Source organism: Acholeplasma oculi (genome assembly GCF_900166985.1).
Lineage (GTDB): Bacteria > Bacillota_I > Bacilli_A > Acholeplasmatales > Acholeplasmataceae > Acholeplasma > Acholeplasma oculi.
Genome location: NZ_FUZK01000001.1, coordinates 729,982 through 747,465, shown reverse-complemented (window position 1 = coordinate 747,465; position 17,484 = coordinate 729,982). Strand labels below are relative to the sequence as shown.

The following is a 17,484-nucleotide window of genomic DNA, read 5'->3' as shown; positions in this document are numbered from 1 at the left end:
ATGGCCAGTCGTATTCCAAATGCTGTTGATGCTGAAAAATCAGTATTAGGAGCAATATTTCTAGATAGTAGAACCGCTCCAAATATCTTTGATCAAATTCATGAGTCTGATTTTTTCTTAAGTCAACATGCAGTAATTTATCAAGCGATGAAGGATCTTTTTAATAGTCGTAAAGATATTGATTTGACTTCTGTTAAATCAACCTTAGAACATAAAGGTCAATTAGATACAGTCGGTGGTTTGACCTATATTTTAGAGTTATCTGAATATACAGTATCTGTTTCTCATATTGATACTTATATTGAAATTGTTAAAGACTTATCCTTAAAAAGAGATGTCATTAAAATTACTCAGGAACTTGCAACTAAAGGACTTACAAGTGATATTGAATCGGCTGAGTATTTAGATGCTGTTGAAACTGCTGTTTTAAGTTTGTCTCAAAGAAGAAAAGTAGGTGCATTTAAACCTATTCCTGAAATTGTTCAAGAAGTTCGAGAAAAGATGCATCATCTACATAACAATAAAGGCGATGTGACTGGTTTAAAGACAGGATTTACAACACTGGATAAATTTACAAATGGTTTTCAACCTGAAGAACTTATTATTATTGCAGCAAGACCTGCTGTAGGTAAGAGTGCTTTTGCGATGAATCTAGCTTTAAACTGTGCGACTAAAAATAAAAACGGTAAAGCAGGTGTTGCAATATTCTCACTTGAAATGAGTAATGAACAACTTGTTACACGTATGATTTCTAGTATGTCTAATATTGAAAACTCAAAATTAAGAACAGGTTTTTTAACACCACAAGAGTGGAGAAATTTTGAAACATTCACTGATATATTAAATGAGTATCAAATATTTTTTGATGATTCATCATCATCCAATATTAATGAAATTCGTGCGAAATGTCGCCGTCTATCACAAGAAGGTAAACTAGATTTGGTCGTTATTGATTACTTACAACTGATTCAAGCAGATATGAATAAAGGATCGAATAGACAAGAAGAAGTTTCAAAAATATCTAGAGCTTTAAAACAAATGGCAAGAGAATTAAAAATTCCTGTGGTTGCATTATCTCAATTATCCAGAGACGTCGAAAAGAGTGCAGATAAAAAACCTACACTTGCACATTTAAGAGAATCTGGTTCGATCGAACAGGATGCCGATATTGTTATGTTTATTCACCGTGATGAATACTTTAATCCGAAACAAGAAGGTGAACAATCTGGACATACTGAGTTATTGGTTCGAAAAAATAGACAAGGTCAAATTGGGGATATTAAATTTATATTCTCACCACAGTACTCCAGATTCCAAGAACAATCCTCAGTGGATGAGTCTCAAAACTAATCCATATGCATGAACTTTTAAAGGAGGTATTTAAGACACATATTGTGTATCAAAATACCTCCTTTTATTTTATTCATAGAGTCAAGTTATCTCAATATATAAAGACGAGATTATCTTTCAAAAAATATACCAAAAAGAGTCGGTTTATGGTAAAATAGTCAAGCATTATGGCATCAGGAAGGGTGTATTTATGATTAAAAACCCATATTTAGATATTTTTATCACATTTTTTAAAATTGGTCTCTTCACGTTTGGTGGAGGGTATGCAATGATTCGTGTGATGGAAAAAGAAGTGGTTGAAAATAAGAAATGGATCGATGAAAAAACAATGCTTGATTTGGTTGCAATAAGCCAGTCCACACCAGGACCATTTGCAATCAATGGCGCAACATTTATTGGTTATCAACATAAGAAGTTTTGGGGTTCAGTACTCGCAACATTAGGTGTTGTATTACCATCCATGACAATTATTATTCTGATTTCTATTTTCTTAGTTGCATTTAATGAAAATATGTATATTCAAAATGTTTTAAAAGGTATTAATGCAGGTGTATCTGTGTTAATTTTTAATGCATGGTTTCGTTTAACGAAACAAGCAGGACTATCATTTACAAATATCGTGTTAATGATCTTAGGGTTTGTAATATCTTTCTTCTTCCCTGAGTTTTCAATTATTTACCTGCTCATATTAACTGCAATTTCAGCAATTGTATTTGGATATGTTTTTAAAGGAGTCATTAAAGATGATACTAGAACTCCTTAAACTATTCTTCATATTCTTTAAAATAGGTATTTTCACATTTGGTGGTGGATATGCAATGATTCCACTCATTCGTACGGAGATTGTTTCTAACGGATATTTAACCATTCAGCAAGTCGATCAATTCATCGGTATTGCAGAGTCCACTCCCGGACCTTTCGCAATCAATATTGCAACATTTGTGGGGTATAATTCATATGGGTTCTTGGGATCTATTCTTGCAACCTTAGGTGTTGCACTGCCATCATTTATTATTATTTTACTAATTGCATATTTTAGTGCTAAAATATTAAAGTCCAAGCCTGTTCGATCTGCATTAAACTGGATTAATCCACTAACCATAGGGCTCATACTTTCTGCAGGATTACAAGTGTTTTTAGAAGCGAATTTCAAGGGACTCTTACATTCAACAGAGATTGAAATTGATTATATTGGCTTAGGTATATTCTTCGTTGCACTCACACTTTCACTCATCTTTAAAAAGGTGAGCCCAATTATATTAATTGTTATTTCAGGAATTCTTGGACTCATCTTTTATTCCATCTTATAAAAAGAGGTACATATATGTTTGATAGACTAAAATTAATTAAAGAAAATTATTTAAAACTTCAAGAGAAACTTTCATCAGGTATTTCTGATATTAAAGAACTTACTAAGTTAATGAAAGAATCTAAAGGTTTAGAAGAAACTGTAGAAACATTTGATATCTATGAATCTGTTTCAAAAGAACTTGATGATCTTAATGAAATGATTGATATTGAAGATGACCCAACACTTCTTGAAGAAGCTAAAAATGAGTTAAATAAGTTAGAAGTTAAAAAAGATGAATTAATTGAAAAGTTAAGAATTTTATTGTTACCTAAAGACCCAAATGATGATAAGAACGTTATTATTGAAATTAAAGGTGCTGCAGGTGGTGATGAGGCAAACATCTTTGCTGGAGATTTATTTAGAATGTACTCTAAATTAGCAGAAGCTAAAGGATGGAAAATTAGTGTTACAAATATCTCTCATGGTAGTAGTGGTGGTTTTACAGGTATTGAGTTTGTTGTATCCGGTGAAAATGTGTATAGTTTCTTAAAATATGAATCTGGTGTACACCGTGTACAAAGAGTACCACTTACAGAATCTCAAGGACGTATTCATACCTCAACAGCTGTTGTACTTGCATTACCTGAACAAGATGAGATTGAATATGATGTCAAATGGGAAGATATTCGATTTGACACATATAATTCATCCGGTGCAGGTGGACAATCTGTTAATACCACGTATTCTGCAGTAAGATTAACACATATACCAACAGGTGTTGTTGTAACATCACAAGAGGAACGTTCACAACACGATAATAAAGACCGTGCATATAAATTATTAGTATCTAGAATTTATGATCAAATCATGCAAGAGCAATTAGAAAAAGAAGGACAAAATAGAAAAGCTTTAGTTGGACGTGGTGAACGTAGTGAAAAAATTCGTACGTATAACTATCCACAAAATAGAGTAACAGACCATAGAATTGGTTTAACTCTGAATCGTTTGGATGTCATTATGGAAGGTCGAATTGATTTAATTATTGAACCACTGATTAATGAATTCCAAAAGGAAGCTTTAAAGGGTGAACAAAGTTGAAACTCCAAGAGTTACTGAAAAAATATGAGAAATTAGCACATAAATATCAATTAGATGAACATGCAGTTTCTTGGATGATTATGGAGTTAAGCGAGATGCAAGCATCCGAATTTTACTTAAACATGAATCAAGAAGTCAGTTTGAGTCTAGAAAAAAAGATTGAGGATGCATTTAATCAATATCATCAAGAAGAAATCCCTGTTCAACATATTTTAGGTTTTTCATACTTTTACGGATATAAATATATTGTTAATAATCAAGTTTTAATTCCAAGAAGAGAAACTGAAGAGTTGGTTGAAGAAGTCCTCATGATTTATGATACATATTTTAATGATCAAAATGTGGATATACTAGACCTTGGAACAGGAAGTGGAAACATTTCTGTTACATTATCACTTGAAACTAAAGATGCATCTGTGGATGCAACAGATATTTCAGAAGAGGCATTAGAGGTTGCTAGAAAGAATAATCAAGTGCTTGGTGGAAATGTTGAGTTCTTCATATCAGATTGGTTTTCAAATGTTCAAAAAACTTATGATATCATCGTTGCTAATCCGCCTTACATACCACAAAATGAGGCCGTAGAACGCACTGTTTTAAATGAACCACATATTGCACTATTTGGTGGTACAGACGGTTTAAAACCTTATGAAATCGTTTTAAGTCAAGCAAAAAATTATATGAAGGATAAGGCTTTGATTGCATTTGAACATAGTATGTATCAAAGTGAAAATATTAAAGCTTTAGTTGAAAAATATTTTACGGATGCAGTCATTATTCAAAAGAAGGATTTACAACAAAGAGATCGTATGACATTTGTTGGCATAGGTGGTGTACTTAAATGAATGTAATTATATTTCCTACAGATACAGTTTATGGGATGGGAACATCTTATAAAAATAAAGTAGGCATTAAAAGAATTTATGAGATAAAGGGTAGAGACTTTAATAAGCCTCTAGCCATACTAATTAGCGACCTAGATCAAATCAAAGAGGATGCATATATTCATGAAAGTGCATATAAGCTAGCATCTAAATTTTGGCCAGGTGGACTTACAATGATTTTAAAAAGTAAAGAAGCATATGCATTAGAATCAGGTGAAAAAACGATTGCTGTTAGAGTTCCTAACCATCCAACAGCAATAAATTTAATCCATCAATATGGACCACTTAAAACAACATCGGTGAATTATTCAAATGAAGCACCTATGAATGATTATGAATCTATTGTTAAAGTTTTTGGAAATCAAGTGGATAAAGTTTATGTGAATCATGAAAAAATTTCCACAGTCTCATCAACCGTTCTTGATTTAACCCAAGAAGAACCTGCTATTATACGCTTAGGAGAAATAACTTTAGACGATATTCAACAAGTTCTACGAAAGTAGGACTTTTTTTTAGGGAAATAAAAGGAATTATGATAAAATGATAAAGGCTTAAAAAAGGATGATAAAAATATGGAAATTAGAAATGTCGCAATTATTGCACACGTTGACCATGGTAAAACTACTTTAGTTGACAAATTATTACAACAATCAGAAACGTTTAGAGAAAACCAAAGCATGCAAGAGCGTGCAATGGATAACAATGATATCGAACGTGAAAGAGGAATTACAATTTTAGCAAAAGCAACCTCTATTCAATACGGAGATTATCGTATTAATATTATGGACACACCAGGTCACGCGGATTTTGGTGGAGAAGTTGAACGTATTATGAAACTTGTGGATGGTGTTTTACTTTTAGTCGATGCTAAGGATGGGGTTATGCCTCAAACGAAGTTCGTTTTAAGAAAAGCATTAGAAGAAAAGTTAAAACCGATTGTTGTTATTAACAAAATCGATCGACCTTTTGCAGACCCTAGAAAAACAGTTAATCAAGTGTTTGACTTGTTTATTGATTTAGGTGCTACAGAAGAACAACTCGAGTTTCCTATTGTTTATGCATCTGGTTTATTAGGTTTATCTAGTTTTGATATCGAGTTTTCAACGGCTAAAAATATGAAGCCATTACTGGATACAATCATTAACCATGTTCCAAAACCGAATGTGGAATTAAATGGACCATTATTATTCCAACCAGCATTAATCGATTATAACGAGTATGTTGGAAGAATGGGTATTGGTAAAGTGTTCCAAGGTACATTAAAAGTTAATTCTTTTGTATCTTGTATCAGACATGACAAATCTGTTGAAAACTTTAGAATTCAAAAATTATTTAGATATAATGGATTAAACAAAATTGAAACAGATGAAGCTTATGCAGGCGATATTGTTGCAATTGCTGGGTTAGCAGACATTCATGTTGGAGATACCATTACTGAGGTTGGTCAAACATATCAATTACCTTTACTACATATTGATGAACCAACTGTTCAAATGATGTTTTTAACGAATAACTCACCACTTGCTGGTAAAGAAGGTAAATTCGTTACAGCAAGTAAGATTGATGAAAGACTTTATAGAGAAGTTCAAAAGGATGTATCTTTAAAGGTAGATCGTTCAAGTGGTTCAGAAACATGGATGGTTTCTGGTCGTGGAGAACTTCATTTGGGTATTTTAATTGAATCCATGAGAAGAGAAGGTTTTGAGTTTGCAGTATCACGTCCTAAAGTTATTTTTAAGGAAGTCGATGGACAAACACTTGAACCATTTGAAGAAGTTCAAGTAGATACACCTAATGATTATGTAGGTTCTGTAATGGAATTACTCGGTAACCGCCGTGGTGAAATGATTAAAATGATTCAAGGTGTACATGAATCCAGATTAATCTATCATATGCCATCACGTGGTTTAATTGGTTTAATGACTCAGTTCCTAACTGCTACTAAAGGATATGGTGTTTTATCTCATATGTTCTTAGATTATAGACCAATGATTCAATTACCAGTGGGTAATAGAGAAAATGGTGCATTAATTTCTATGAGCCAAGGTTTAACAACAGCATATGCGATTGGTCATTTAGAAGATAGAGGACAATTCTTTGTTGAACCTCGTGTTCAAGTCTATGAAGGAATGATTGTAGGTATTCATAATAAAGATAATGACTTGGTCATTAACTGTATTGAAGAAAAGAAATTAACAAACATGCGTAGTGCAGGTAAGGATTCAACAACTGTATTAAAACGTCCGATTGATATGAGTTTAGAGGCTTGTATGGATTTTATCAATGATGATGAGTTAATTGAAATCACACCTAAATCAATTCGTTTAAGAAAACGTTACTTAACTGTACAAGAACGTAAACGTCAAACAGTTAAAGAAAATTTAAAAGCTTAATATTAAAAATGGAAGATTTTAAACATCATATATGGATGTTTATACTTCCATTTTATTTAAAGAAGATTGAATTGAAATGAATCATGAACTTAAAGATTTTAAATATGTAAGAATCTTTCTACGATGTAAAATTTATAATCTTTTTGTTATGTAATGCTTACTTATCAACCCTATAAATGGTATAATTTTAGAAAAGGAGACTGTAGAAGATGAAAATTGTAATTGGTGCTGACCATGCAGGATTTGATTTAAAATCTGAATTAGTTGAATATTTAACAAAAAAAGGACATGAAGTTGTTGATTATGGAACAGATTCTGTTGACAGAGTGGATTATCCAGATTATGCACGTATTGTTTCAATGAATGTTGCATCAAAAACCGTTGATTGCGGAATTTTGGTTTGTGGAACTGGTATTGGAATGAGTATTGCTGCAAACAAGGTAAGAGGTATCAGAGCTGCATTAGTCTATAATGAATTAACAGCAAGACTTGCTAAAGAGCATAATCACGCAAATGTAATTGCATTAGGTGCTAGAACACAATCACTTGGAGAAGCAAAACTGATTGTTGATACATATTTAAATGCGCATCACGAATCTAGACATGAAACAAGAGTATCAAAAATTGCTAAACTAGAAGAGGAAAACAAACGATGAATAAAGTAGTTATATTAAATCACCCATTAATTGATCATAAGATGTCAATCATTAGAGACAAGAACACATCATCTAAAAATTTTAGAGAAAATGTTGGAGAAGTTGGTGCTTTAATAACCTACGAACTCACCAAAGATTTAGAAACTGTTGATAAAGAAATCGAAACACCGATTCAAAAAATGACAGCTAAAGAATTAAAAAAACCAGTCATTATTGTACCTATTTTAAGAGCTGGATTAGGTATGGTGGATGGTATTCATAATATCATACCAAGTGCTAAAATCGGACATATTGGTTTATATAGAGATGAAAAAACACTACAACCCGTTGCATACTATGCTAAATTTCCAAATGAAATTACAACAGGTGTTGTCATTGTTGTAGACCCGATGCTTGCAACAGGTGGTTCTGCCTCTGCTGCAATCAAAACACTTAAAGAGCGTGGAGCAACAGATGTTAGATATGTTGGGTTAGTTGGATGTCCAGAAGGTATTGAAAGACTTCAAAAAGATCACCCTGATGTACCTATATTCTTAGCAGCACTGGATGAAAGATTAAATGAGTTAGGGTATATAGTTCCAGGTCTTGGAGATTGTGGAGATAGACTCTTTGGTACAAAATAATGAATGACGTGACCAAATATATTATATTTTGGATTGTATTCTTAAGTTCATTCTTTGTAACATTTAAAACACTTCAAGCCATCGAGCTTGAAAGAATATTTAAAAAATACCGCATCTTTGAAATCAATGCGGCATACTTAATTCTAACGATATTAACCAGTTATTTATTGGGTAAGTTTATATTAGATATAATAGAATTATTTCCAGGGAACTAAAACTTCTTTAGTTCCTTTTTTTTGTATTTTTTTAAATAAGTATTCATGAGTTTCTAAAAGGGAGAAGTCATCTTCAAAGGATAACTCATAGATACAATCCTCTAAATAGACTTTATCGGTAATAAGGGATTCAAAAAGCTGATCAATTTTAGCAATTTTTTCATAAGTAAATACGACTTCATAAATGGTTTTAGTGACCTTTTTAGAGAGTTTGGCATCATTTAGCGCTTCTTTGGTTGCTTTAGCATATGCACGGATTAATCCACCGGCACCAAGCTTAATACCACCAAAGTATCTTACAACGACTGCAAAACAATTCGTTAATTGATGATGGTTAAGAATCTCAAGTATTGGAACACCCGCTGTTTTGCTGGGTTCACCATCATCATTAGAACCTTGAGAGTTTTCAAACACATAAGCAGTACAATAGTGTGTCGCTTTAGGGTATTCTTTTTTGATTCTTTTTAAAATAACATCCATATCTGATAAAGAATGAATAGGTTCTATAAAAGATATAAAAATAGATTTATCAATTTCTATTTGAGATTGTACCAATTCATTTAAATAATACATGTAATCACCCATAAAAAGTATAACATAATTCGTGGTAACCTTTTAGAAAATCATATAATTTGATATAATATGTTAGATATAGATTATGTTTTTAAAATAGAAGAGGCGATGTCATGAGTTTAAGTATAGCAAAGAATATTATTAGAGATTTAAAAAGAAACGGATATGATGCATATCTAGTAGGTGGCGTAGTTCGTGATTTTTTAATGAAACAAAAATTCAATGATATCGATATTACAACAAAAGCAAAACCATTTGAAGTTATGAAATTATTTAAAGCAGTTCCAAGTGGTATTAAATACGGTACGGTAACTGTTTTATATGATAATGTTCCATTTGAAATTACAACATTTAGAAAAGATGGTCCAACAACAGACTTTAGACACCCAGATTCTGTGATATATTCCGATGATGTTAAAGATGATGTTTTAAGAAGAGATTTTACGATTAATGGTATTTTAATGGATGAAAGACAAAACATCTATGACTATGTAGGTGGTCAAGATGATATTCATCACGGAATCATTCGTACCATAGGTAATCCGGATGAACGTTTTAATGAAGATGCATTAAGAATATTAAGAGCTTTATATTTTGAATCCAAATTAGGATTTGTCATTGAAGAAGAAACGAAGCGTTCGATGGAAAGAAATAGACATCTAATTGAAATGTTAGCAATGGAACGTGTTCATACTGAAATGATTAAAATTCTTAAAGGTAAACATGCTAAAAAAGCACTACAAACAATGATTGACACTGGTATACATCAAATGTTACCTGGTCTTGAAAAAGGAATCTTACATACAGTAACACTTCCTGAGATGCCATTTGTTGATACGTTTTTTGCAATGGCATTTACTTTAAATCAAGGTGTGATTCCAAGTTCATGGACTTTCTCAAATGTCCATAAACATAAATATTTAAAAGCAAGTGAAGTTGCATTAAAGTACCCGAACCATATACCAGATGAAGCACTCTATCAATATGGTTTAGAGATTTGTCTTTTAGCAAACAAAGTTAATTTCAACTTAGGTAAAGTAAAATACTTGTCCAAAAAGATTACGGAAACTTATGAATCATTACCTGTAAAATCTGAACTGGATTTAGCTCTTACATCCAACGATATATTAAATGTTCTAAATAAAAAACCTGGTGCTTGGTTTGGTCAGTTAAAAAAAGAAATGGTTCTTGAAATACTAGGAAAAAGATTAAAAAATACTAAAGAAGACCTTATAAAGTATTTAGAAAGTAAGAAGGTATGATGATGGAACAAGTTATTGGAAAAATTGAATCTATCAATAAAGGGCCTAATTATTGTAATACATCCATTACATTAGAAGATAAATCACATTTTAATGTAAAACTTAATTTAAATGATGATTTATTACTGACGATTGGGAAAATCTATGTTTTTGAATTAGATCAAGTCATTAAAGATGAAGTGACTCAATATAAAGCTAAGAGCTTTAAACGAATTGAAGAAACATCCATGGATAAAGATGAGTTAAACCGTTTATATTCAGTTTTCTATGAATATGCACCAATCCCATTAAAAGAAATTAAAACTCAAATCGAAAGTTACTTAGATGCAATTAAAAATCCTATACTAAAAGCAGTTACCCATGAAGTATATGAGGCTTTTAAAGGAAGATTCTATATTCATCCAGCAGCAACCAAATTCCACCATGCATATGTTGGAGGACTTGCATATCACACCTTAACCATGTTACAACTTGTAGATGCAATGTTAAAGGTATATGATTATTTATCAAGAGATCTCTTATATGCAGCAACACTATTACATGATGTTTCTAAAATAGATGAAATGACTGGTGTGGATGGTGAGTACACAACAGAAGGATTACTGCTTGGCCATTTAGTTATGGGAAGCATTGAAGTAGAAAAAGCAGCTGAGAAATTAGGATTTGAGAAGAGCGAAGAAGTATTATTACTGAAACACTTAATAGTATCGCATCATGGACAATTAAATTTTGGTAGTCCTAAGAAACCTCAAACAGGTGAGGCATTACTACTTTGGTATATTGATTCCATTGACTCTAAGTTTACAGAACTAAAAACTTCATTAGAAGCTACAAAACCAGGCGAGTTTACACAAAGTGTCGCAGTACTGGATAAAATGCGTTTCTATAAACCTAAATTATAATAAGAAACTAGAGCAATCTAGTTTTTTTATTGCCAAATGAGGTTGAAATCCATAAAAAAAACCATCCAGTTTTAAATTGGATGGTTTAGATTGTTTAGTAAATTATCCGTGTAATACTGTGAAGAAGTCGCCATATACTTTAGCATATTCTTCGTTATAAGCACGGTCATAGATTGTTGTACCAGTTCCATCTACACCTTCGAAGTAAGCATAGTTGAAGAATTGGTTAAAGTTAGCTTGACGTAATACTTGTAATCTTGTATCCATTGCACCTGTGAGTTGAACATCATTTTCAAAAATGTATAAGAATGCAATTTCAAGTTGTACATAAGAAGAGTTATACATTGTATTTGAGTTGATTGTTGCAAAATACTTAGTAATTGTAGTTTGTACAGAAGTAGGTAATGTTACAACACCTGTTTCTTCTTTAGACTCTTCAAGGTAAATCATGATTTGTTCCCAAGTGATGTCACTTGAATCATTATTGTAACCAACTAATTTCTTGTCAGTTTCATATGGATTGTCAATCTTAGAAGTATATTCTGCTTGTTCAGAAGTAGATACTGCTTCTAATCTTGCTGATTCTGGGTGTACATAGCTTGTAGCAACGATTAAGTGATAACCAAATCCAGAACGTACAGCTGAATTACCATCAGCAACGATTGTGTTGTCTGTTGTAATTAATGCTGGTGCGTATAATGGTAACATTGCATTTGCACGTGCAACCATTTCTTCTTTAGTTGGTTCTTCACCACCAACCACTTCAGTTACTTCAGCCTTAATATAATTTGCAAGTTTCATTGCATATTCATAGAAATCTACATCAAGTCCTGATTGTTGAGTTGGGAAGTTTGTTTGGTTAGAAATTTCATTTAATGCTTCATATTTTAATTTAAATCCAGCTTTTTTGAATGGAACCCAGACATCTTCACGGTTGAAGCTATTGATATAGTCTTCAATTTCTTGTGGAGTTGGGTTTGCAGGTAATGTTACACTTGATAATTCATAACGTGTACCATTGCCGTAAGCAGTAACAACTGCTTGTAAACCAGCTTGGATTGTTGAAGATAATTTAGCACGTTTGTTAATTTCAGTAATAAATGCTGGTAATAATGCTTCTAATTGATCACGTTTAACTTGTTCTAATTCATTTGGATTATCTGGTTGACCATCATTGTCAAGGTCTGTATAGATTAATAAGTGAGACGCTTGAATTGCAACTTGGTTGTCGCGAACATTTTTAGCTAATTGAGCAAACTTAGAATAAATGTTATCGTTTAATGTATTTCCTTCAAAATGAACTGTTAAGTCTTCTTGGAATAATTCTCTTAATGTTGTTTGAACATAGATTTTGTCAATTGCATCAGCAGTTGCACTACGTCCATCTTGTGCCCAAGCACCGAATCCAACTAATAAGAAGTTATCAAGTCCCATTGTTGCAGGGAATCCAGCAGAAGCATATTGATCCGCTAAGAATGGATTTACATATTGTGTTTCAAGTTGATTTCTAAAATCAGCCATATCTGCTTCAGTAATTTCATCACCATAATTTCCTCTTAATTTTCTCATTAAGACAATATCAAGTGCTGTAGATAGACCAAGTGTTTTTTCTAATCTGTTGAAATATTCATCAACAGTTAAGTCAACACCATTAACTGTAGCTAATACATCGTTACCATTGAAACCAGTAGAACCTTTATATTCTCTTTGGTTTTTGTATAGTTCACGGATGATTGGATCATAAATATCAATTGTAGCTTCGTTTAATTTTGTATTTACTTTTTCATTAATATAAGCAGTTGTTAATCTTTGTTCAACTAATGCTTCATATGCTTCAGCTTTTAAGCTTTGTGCATGAGGATTATCAGCAAATACAGTTTCATCTGGGTTAGATTCATCTAATACATCATCATCATCTGTACGGTTGTCATTGAATAAGAATAATAGATAAGGTGTACCACCGATAGTTTGTACTTGACGTGAGTATGGTTTAGCATATGCATTACCATCTTCATCTTGTCCATTACCACCATCATATAATACATCTGAGTCCATGTTATAGACTTGGTTTCTTAATTCAGTAGCGTTTGCTAAGATAGGAGAAGTATATTCATAAGTGAATGCTTCCTCTAATTCAGCTCTAGTGATTGTACCTGCGATGTAATCTTGAGCATAAGTTGTATCATTTAAATCATCATAGATTTGTAAGAATACTTCTAATACTTTGTTATCTGCTGGAGAATCATTTAATAATAACTCAGCATCATCTGTTGAGTTTAGAACGTATTTGCTATAGTATGTAGCAAATTCTGGAGTTCTATAGTCGATTGCCTCAAAACTTCCAGCAACAAATTGTAAATCATTAACTAAGATATCAGAAACTTTTTGATGATATGGTTTCCAGTTAGCATCACCACTACCAGCGTTTAAAATATCAATAACAGCTTGGTCTGAGATGTTTGGAATTTGGTACCAATCTCCACGTGAGTTTGATTTAATAGCGTATTTGTAACGAGCAGTTTCTTGTTCTACGACGTTTTCAAATTTAACAATTAAAACAGAAGTGTCATAACGACCTGCAACATTATTTTTGTAATGTGTTACAGCATGTGCTTCTGAAATATAAGCAGCATTGTCTTCATCATTAATTTCACCTTCTAAACCTGATCCAACTGCAGAACCTAAAATGCCTTTAGCATAAACTTTCTTAGCGACTGCAACTTCATATTGTGCAATTATTGCATCAATAACCGCTGCATATGTTGGATAAGCAGTTTTATTTACGTAACCAAAAACGAAATCAGCTTCTTCATCAAAATCAACTGCTTCAGCTCTTGCAATCACATCAGCAACAACTGCATCTAAGAATGCAATTAGGTTTGCTTTGTTTACTTCAGGATTCGTGATAACAAATGAGTCGGCAAATGAAAGAATTCTTCTAGCTGTCATACCATCTGTATAATCACTAATTGCTTTTGGTGTCACTGTTGCAGATGAGAAGAGCGCTGTATTGATTTCTTGTTCAAATGCCGTTACCTCAAAATCGGTTAAATCTTCTGTGTTGATTTCAACATCAGAGAATACAATTTCATCAATGTAAGATGTAAGTCTATTTAAAGACGATGTTCTTAATTGATTATATAGTTGTCTTTCGGTTACAGTATAACCGTTAATGTCTAAATATGTATCATCACCTAATGTGCCGTAAGGCGTACCCGTGGTTTCACCACAAGCAACTAGGATGAGCAAAGAAACGATGGCTAGTAAAAAAATAGCGATTTTCTTAGCAGGAAATAATGTTTTTAATATATTCATGTATGCGTTTCACTCCTTAAATGTGTTTAAAAAAATACAGCACATATAATATAGCATTTTTTAGCCGCTAATGCAACCGTTTTTTAACATTAATGATATTTATATCATGGATAAAAAGACCGCTTACATTGAGATATGAAACTGTGTTACAATAGTGTTAGGTGAAAAAATATGGAAATTTTTGTATTAGCTTCAGGGTCAAAAGGTAACATGACATATGTTAAAAATGATATAAAGTCTTTCTTTGTAGATGCAGGCATCAATTTAAAGAGTATTGAATCGAAAATGCAAGCCTACGGTGAGGATATTAGTCAGGTAGATACTTTACTCATAACACATGAACATTCTGATCATATTATTGGTTTAAAAGCGTTACTTAAAAAAGGATTTATTAAACATGTTTACTTAACAAAAGGAACGTATCAAGCACTCAGTTTGGATGTTAAAACATTACTACCAGAAAAGCACATCATTAAAGCAGATGTTCCTTTTAAATTATTTGATTATGATTGCTTACCTATTATGTTATCGCATGATGCGAATGAACCTGTAGGATTTAGATTCGATTGGAATGATAAAAGATTTGTATACTTAACCGATACAGGATATGTAGATGCATCGTATATGGATGTATTAAAAGATGCAGACGTATATCTTTTAGAATCCAATCATGATCCTAAAAGATTACTAGATTCTAGAAGACCATTTCAATTAAAACAACGTATTTTAGGTATGGATGGACATTTATCGAATGAAGATGCTGCTTTACTCATTAATAAACTAACCAAAAATAAGAAAGCAACATGGATTGTTGCACATATTAGTGAGGAATGTAATCATCAGTTTGATATTGAAAAAGCAATCGTTGACCATGTTGAAAATTTATTAAATATTCAAGTGGTATTTGCATCTCAAGAGGCATTAGAAGGAATTAAAATATGAAAATTAAAATAATTTGTGTGGGGTATTTGAAACAAAAACCATTAAATGATTTAATAGCTGATTATAAAAAACAGATTAAAGATATAACCATACTTGAAATTCCTGATGAGAAGGAATTACAAGGTATGAAAAAAGAAGGGGAACAAATCCTTAATAAAATATCTAAAGATGAATATGTGATTGCCTTAGCGATTGAAGGGAAGAAAATGACATCAGAAGCATTTGCATCTGTATTAGATAAAGTAACCACATTTCAAACACCACAGATAACCTTTATTATTGGTGGTTCTTTTGGATTAAGTGATGAAGTCAAAGAACGATCAAACATGTTACTGAGTTTTTCAGATTTTACATTTCCGCATCAACTGATGCGTCTCATGCTTATTGAACAAATTTACCGTGCCATATCCATTTTGAAAAATCATCCTTATCACAAATAATTATCTAATTTTAAGTATTAAACAACGTATTTTGATATAGTAGAAATATAGAGTAATGTTTTATCAAAGAAAGGAAATCAATATGGGAAAAAAGGATAAAGTAACAACAAAAGAACTAGCAAGTGGTTTTGTTGCAGGTTTTAAGAATTTTATCATGCGAGGAAACGTCATTGATATGGCAGTGGGTGTCATTATCGGTGGTGCGTTTGGTAAGATAATTACCAGCCTTGTAAATGATGTCATCTTACCACCGATTGGTGTTTTATTAGGGGGTGTAGAGTTTAGAGATTTACAATGGTTGATTAGTCGTAAACCTATTTTAGACGATGGCGGTTCACCTGTTTTTGTCAATGGTATCCAACAATTTACAGACGTTTATATTCGTTATGGTAATCTGATTCAAATTATCTTAGAGTTTTTAATTATTGCTCTATGTATTTATTTTGTATTATATTTCTTCATTAAACGTAAAGAAAATGAAGCAAAAATATTAGCATTAAAAGAAAAACAAGAAAATGAATTAAAAGAAAAAGAACCTGTTGTTAAAGAAATCCCTGAAGACATTAAACTTTTAACTGAAATTAGAGATCTACTTAAGAGGGAATCGAATGAAAAAGTATAGAGTCATTGTTTGTTCTAACTCTGCAATTGATTATTTGGATTATCCAAAAGATATTGATGTATTTAGAAGTAAAATCCATTTTGGAGATGAATCTTATAATGATTTTACTGAACTTAGTGCAAAAGATTTCTATCAAAGAATAAGTGAACATCCCAATGATATTCCAAAAACAAGTTATGTATCACTAGGATATGTTACAGAACATTTAGAAGCACTACAAAAAGAAGGGTATACTGATTGTTTAGTCATCACAATTGCTAAACCTCTATCAGGTCTTCATGATGCCATTAAGCATCTTTCTAAAGATATGAAAATTAAAGTACATGTCTATGATTCTAAAACATTAGCTTATCCAGAAAGTCATATGGCAATACAAGCGTATCAAATGTTTAAATTAGGTGCTAATTTAAAAGAAGTATTGAGTGTTTTAGATTTTATCAGAGACCACAATAAAATGTATTTTGCAGTCGATACATTACTTTATTTAGTTAAAAACGGTAGATTATCTAAATTAAGTGGTACATTAGGTACGTTCTTAAAAATCAAACCGGTTTTAACACTAGATAGCGAAGGTAAAGTTCAAACACTTGAAAAAATTAGAACGACTAAAAAAAGTTTAATGCGTATTGTTGAACTATATTTAGAAGATACTAAAGATAAAGACGTTATAACATTTATATCACATGCACACAATGATCAAGCAGTAAAAGAAATTACAGATATGGTTAAGAAAGTGTATCCTGAAAGAGAAATTATTTCTACATATCTCACACCTGTAGTCGGTGCACATTGTGGACCAAAAGCAATTGCAATTGGTTATATTCAAAAACAATAAACAATTTTTATTGTAAATGATTTTAAATTGTGATAGTATATAAACAAACTTCAATGAAAGTTGGTAACATCATGATTCATTTA

The 17,484-nt window shown here is 31.9% G+C and carries 18 protein-coding genes; 16 read left to right on the top strand and 2 right to left on the bottom strand.

The genetic code is table 11. From position 1 onward, the window contains the following. From dnaB to B5X49_RS03435, 10 genes are all read left to right on the top strand, one after another. Complete coding sequence (dnaB, locus tag B5X49_RS03480; RefSeq protein WP_045749770.1) at positions 1 to 1,350, top strand: replicative DNA helicase; 1,350 nt, start codon at positions 1 to 3, stop codon at positions 1,348 to 1,350. Between the two features lie 190 nt (positions 1,351 to 1,540). After that, positions 1,541 to 2,113, top strand: a complete 573-nt coding sequence (locus B5X49_RS03475; protein ID WP_045749769.1) for a chromate transporter — start codon at positions 1,541 to 1,543, stop codon at positions 2,111 to 2,113. After that, entirely contained in the window at positions 2,094 to 2,660 is a 567-nt protein-coding gene (locus B5X49_RS03470; protein WP_045749768.1) for a chromate transporter, read from the top strand. Before B5X49_RS03475 ends, B5X49_RS03470 begins: the two co-directional genes overlap by 20 nt. 14 nt (positions 2,661 to 2,674) lie before the next feature. Beyond that, positions 2,675 to 3,739 (top strand): peptide chain release factor 1, encoded by a 1,065-nt coding sequence (gene prfA / locus B5X49_RS03465; RefSeq protein ID WP_045749767.1) that lies wholly within the window; start codon positions 2,675 to 2,677, stop codon positions 3,737 to 3,739. After that, positions 3,736 to 4,584, top strand: coding sequence for a peptide chain release factor N(5)-glutamine methyltransferase (gene prmC, locus B5X49_RS03460; RefSeq protein WP_045749766.1), 849 nt, complete (start codon positions 3,736 to 3,738; stop codon positions 4,582 to 4,584). Before prfA ends, prmC begins: the two co-directional genes overlap by 4 nt. After that, a complete protein-coding gene (locus B5X49_RS03455) occupies positions 4,581 to 5,126 on the top strand; it encodes an L-threonylcarbamoyladenylate synthase (RefSeq protein ID WP_045749765.1) in 546 nt (181 codons plus the stop codon). The genes prmC and B5X49_RS03455 overlap by 4 nt, the downstream gene beginning before the upstream one ends. A gap of 69 nt (positions 5,127 to 5,195) precedes the next feature. After that, on the top strand, positions 5,196 to 7,016 hold the full coding sequence (gene typA, locus B5X49_RS03450; protein WP_045749764.1) for a translational GTPase TypA: 1,821 nt from the start codon (positions 5,196 to 5,198) through the stop codon (positions 7,014 to 7,016). 209 nt (positions 7,017 to 7,225) lie between these two features. Beyond that, positions 7,226 to 7,672: a ribose 5-phosphate isomerase B gene (gene rpiB / locus B5X49_RS03445; protein WP_045749763.1), complete on the top strand. Its 447-nt coding sequence runs from the start codon at positions 7,226 to 7,228 to the stop codon at positions 7,670 to 7,672. Further along, a complete protein-coding gene (gene upp, locus B5X49_RS03440) occupies positions 7,669 to 8,295 on the top strand; it encodes a uracil phosphoribosyltransferase (RefSeq protein ID WP_045749762.1) in 627 nt (208 codons plus the stop codon). The genes rpiB and upp overlap by 4 nt, the downstream gene beginning before the upstream one ends. After that, positions 8,295 to 8,510, top strand: coding sequence for a DUF1146 family protein (locus B5X49_RS03435; protein ID WP_045749761.1), 216 nt, complete (start codon positions 8,295 to 8,297; stop codon positions 8,508 to 8,510). Before upp ends, B5X49_RS03435 begins: the two co-directional genes overlap by 1 nt. On the opposite strand, the gene B5X49_RS03430 is transcribed toward B5X49_RS03435, so the two are convergent. After that, positions 8,493 to 9,095, bottom strand: coding sequence for an IMPACT family protein (locus B5X49_RS03430; protein WP_052670125.1), 603 nt, complete (start codon positions 9,093 to 9,095; stop codon positions 8,493 to 8,495). The genes B5X49_RS03435 and B5X49_RS03430 overlap by 18 nt on opposite strands. Before the next feature lie 101 nt (positions 9,096 to 9,196). Between B5X49_RS03430 and B5X49_RS03425 the strand changes: the two genes are divergently transcribed. Both B5X49_RS03425 and B5X49_RS03420 read left to right on the top strand, forming a co-directional pair. Continuing rightward, complete coding sequence (locus B5X49_RS03425; protein WP_045749760.1) at positions 9,197 to 10,345, top strand: CCA tRNA nucleotidyltransferase; 1,149 nt, start codon at positions 9,197 to 9,199, stop codon at positions 10,343 to 10,345. A 2-nt stretch (positions 10,346 to 10,347) separates the two neighbouring features. Next, entirely contained in the window at positions 10,348 to 11,247 is a 900-nt protein-coding gene (locus B5X49_RS03420) for an HD domain-containing protein (protein ID WP_052670124.1), read from the top strand. Between the two features lie 102 nt (positions 11,248 to 11,349). Here the strand turns inward: B5X49_RS03420 and B5X49_RS03415 are convergent, their stop codons facing one another. Continuing rightward, positions 11,350 to 14,562: a hypothetical protein gene (locus B5X49_RS03415; protein ID WP_045749758.1), complete on the bottom strand. Its 3,213-nt coding sequence runs from the start codon at positions 14,560 to 14,562 to the stop codon at positions 11,350 to 11,352. A gap of 171 nt (positions 14,563 to 14,733) precedes the next feature. Here B5X49_RS03415 and B5X49_RS03410 point away from each other — a divergent pair, with 171 nt between their 5' ends. The 4 genes from B5X49_RS03410 to B5X49_RS03395 all read left to right on the top strand — a co-directional run bounded on the left by B5X49_RS03410 (position 14,734) and on the right by B5X49_RS03395 (position 17,401). Continuing rightward, complete coding sequence (locus B5X49_RS03410; protein WP_052670123.1) at positions 14,734 to 15,504, top strand: MBL fold metallo-hydrolase; 771 nt, start codon at positions 14,734 to 14,736, stop codon at positions 15,502 to 15,504. After that, entirely contained in the window at positions 15,501 to 15,944 is a 444-nt protein-coding gene (gene rlmH / locus B5X49_RS03405; protein WP_045749757.1) for a 23S rRNA (pseudouridine(1915)-N(3))-methyltransferase RlmH, read from the top strand. Before B5X49_RS03410 ends, rlmH begins: the two co-directional genes overlap by 4 nt. A gap of 82 nt (positions 15,945 to 16,026) precedes the next feature. Beyond that, positions 16,027 to 16,566: a large conductance mechanosensitive channel protein MscL gene (gene mscL / locus B5X49_RS03400; RefSeq protein WP_045749756.1), complete on the top strand. Its 540-nt coding sequence runs from the start codon at positions 16,027 to 16,029 to the stop codon at positions 16,564 to 16,566. After that, a complete protein-coding gene (locus B5X49_RS03395) occupies positions 16,553 to 17,401 on the top strand; it encodes a DegV family protein (RefSeq protein ID WP_045749755.1) in 849 nt (282 codons plus the stop codon). The genes mscL and B5X49_RS03395 overlap by 14 nt, the downstream gene beginning before the upstream one ends. Positions 17,402 to 17,484: the final 83 nt, after the last annotated feature.

What these genes read in the sequence shown, in the direction of transcription:
- B5X49_RS03455 (WP_045749765.1), top strand. Translation starts at nt 4,581, where the DNA reads ATGAATGTAATTATATTTCCTACAGATACAGTTTATGGGATGGGAACA.
- B5X49_RS03415 (WP_045749758.1), bottom strand. Translation starts at nt 14,562, where the DNA reads ATGAATATATTAAAAACATTATTTCCTGCTAAGAAAATCGCTATTTTT.
- dnaB (WP_045749770.1), top strand. Translation starts at nt 1, where the DNA reads ATGGCCAGTCGTATTCCAAATGCTGTTGATGCTGAAAAATCAGTATTA.
- typA (WP_045749764.1), top strand. Translation starts at nt 5,196, where the DNA reads ATGGAAATTAGAAATGTCGCAATTATTGCACACGTTGACCATGGTAAA.
- prfA (WP_045749767.1), top strand. Translation starts at nt 2,675, where the DNA reads ATGTTTGATAGACTAAAATTAATTAAAGAAAATTATTTAAAACTTCAA.
- rlmH (WP_045749757.1), top strand. Translation starts at nt 15,501, where the DNA reads ATGAAAATTAAAATAATTTGTGTGGGGTATTTGAAACAAAAACCATTA.
- B5X49_RS03435 (WP_045749761.1), top strand. Translation starts at nt 8,295, where the DNA reads ATGAATGACGTGACCAAATATATTATATTTTGGATTGTATTCTTAAGT.
- B5X49_RS03395 (WP_045749755.1), top strand. Translation starts at nt 16,553, where the DNA reads ATGAAAAAGTATAGAGTCATTGTTTGTTCTAACTCTGCAATTGATTAT.
- B5X49_RS03420 (WP_052670124.1), top strand. Translation starts at nt 10,348, where the DNA reads ATGGAACAAGTTATTGGAAAAATTGAATCTATCAATAAAGGGCCTAAT.
- B5X49_RS03410 (WP_052670123.1), top strand. Translation starts at nt 14,734, where the DNA reads ATGGAAATTTTTGTATTAGCTTCAGGGTCAAAAGGTAACATGACATAT.
- B5X49_RS03430 (WP_052670125.1), bottom strand. Translation starts at nt 9,095, where the DNA reads ATGGGTGATTACATGTATTATTTAAATGAATTGGTACAATCTCAAATA.
- B5X49_RS03425 (WP_045749760.1), top strand. Translation starts at nt 9,197, where the DNA reads ATGAGTTTAAGTATAGCAAAGAATATTATTAGAGATTTAAAAAGAAAC.
- rpiB (WP_045749763.1), top strand. Translation starts at nt 7,226, where the DNA reads ATGAAAATTGTAATTGGTGCTGACCATGCAGGATTTGATTTAAAATCT.
- upp (WP_045749762.1), top strand. Translation starts at nt 7,669, where the DNA reads ATGAATAAAGTAGTTATATTAAATCACCCATTAATTGATCATAAGATG.
- B5X49_RS03470 (WP_045749768.1), top strand. Translation starts at nt 2,094, where the DNA reads ATGATACTAGAACTCCTTAAACTATTCTTCATATTCTTTAAAATAGGT.
- mscL (WP_045749756.1), top strand. Translation starts at nt 16,027, where the DNA reads ATGGGAAAAAAGGATAAAGTAACAACAAAAGAACTAGCAAGTGGTTTT.
- B5X49_RS03475 (WP_045749769.1), top strand. Translation starts at nt 1,541, where the DNA reads ATGATTAAAAACCCATATTTAGATATTTTTATCACATTTTTTAAAATT.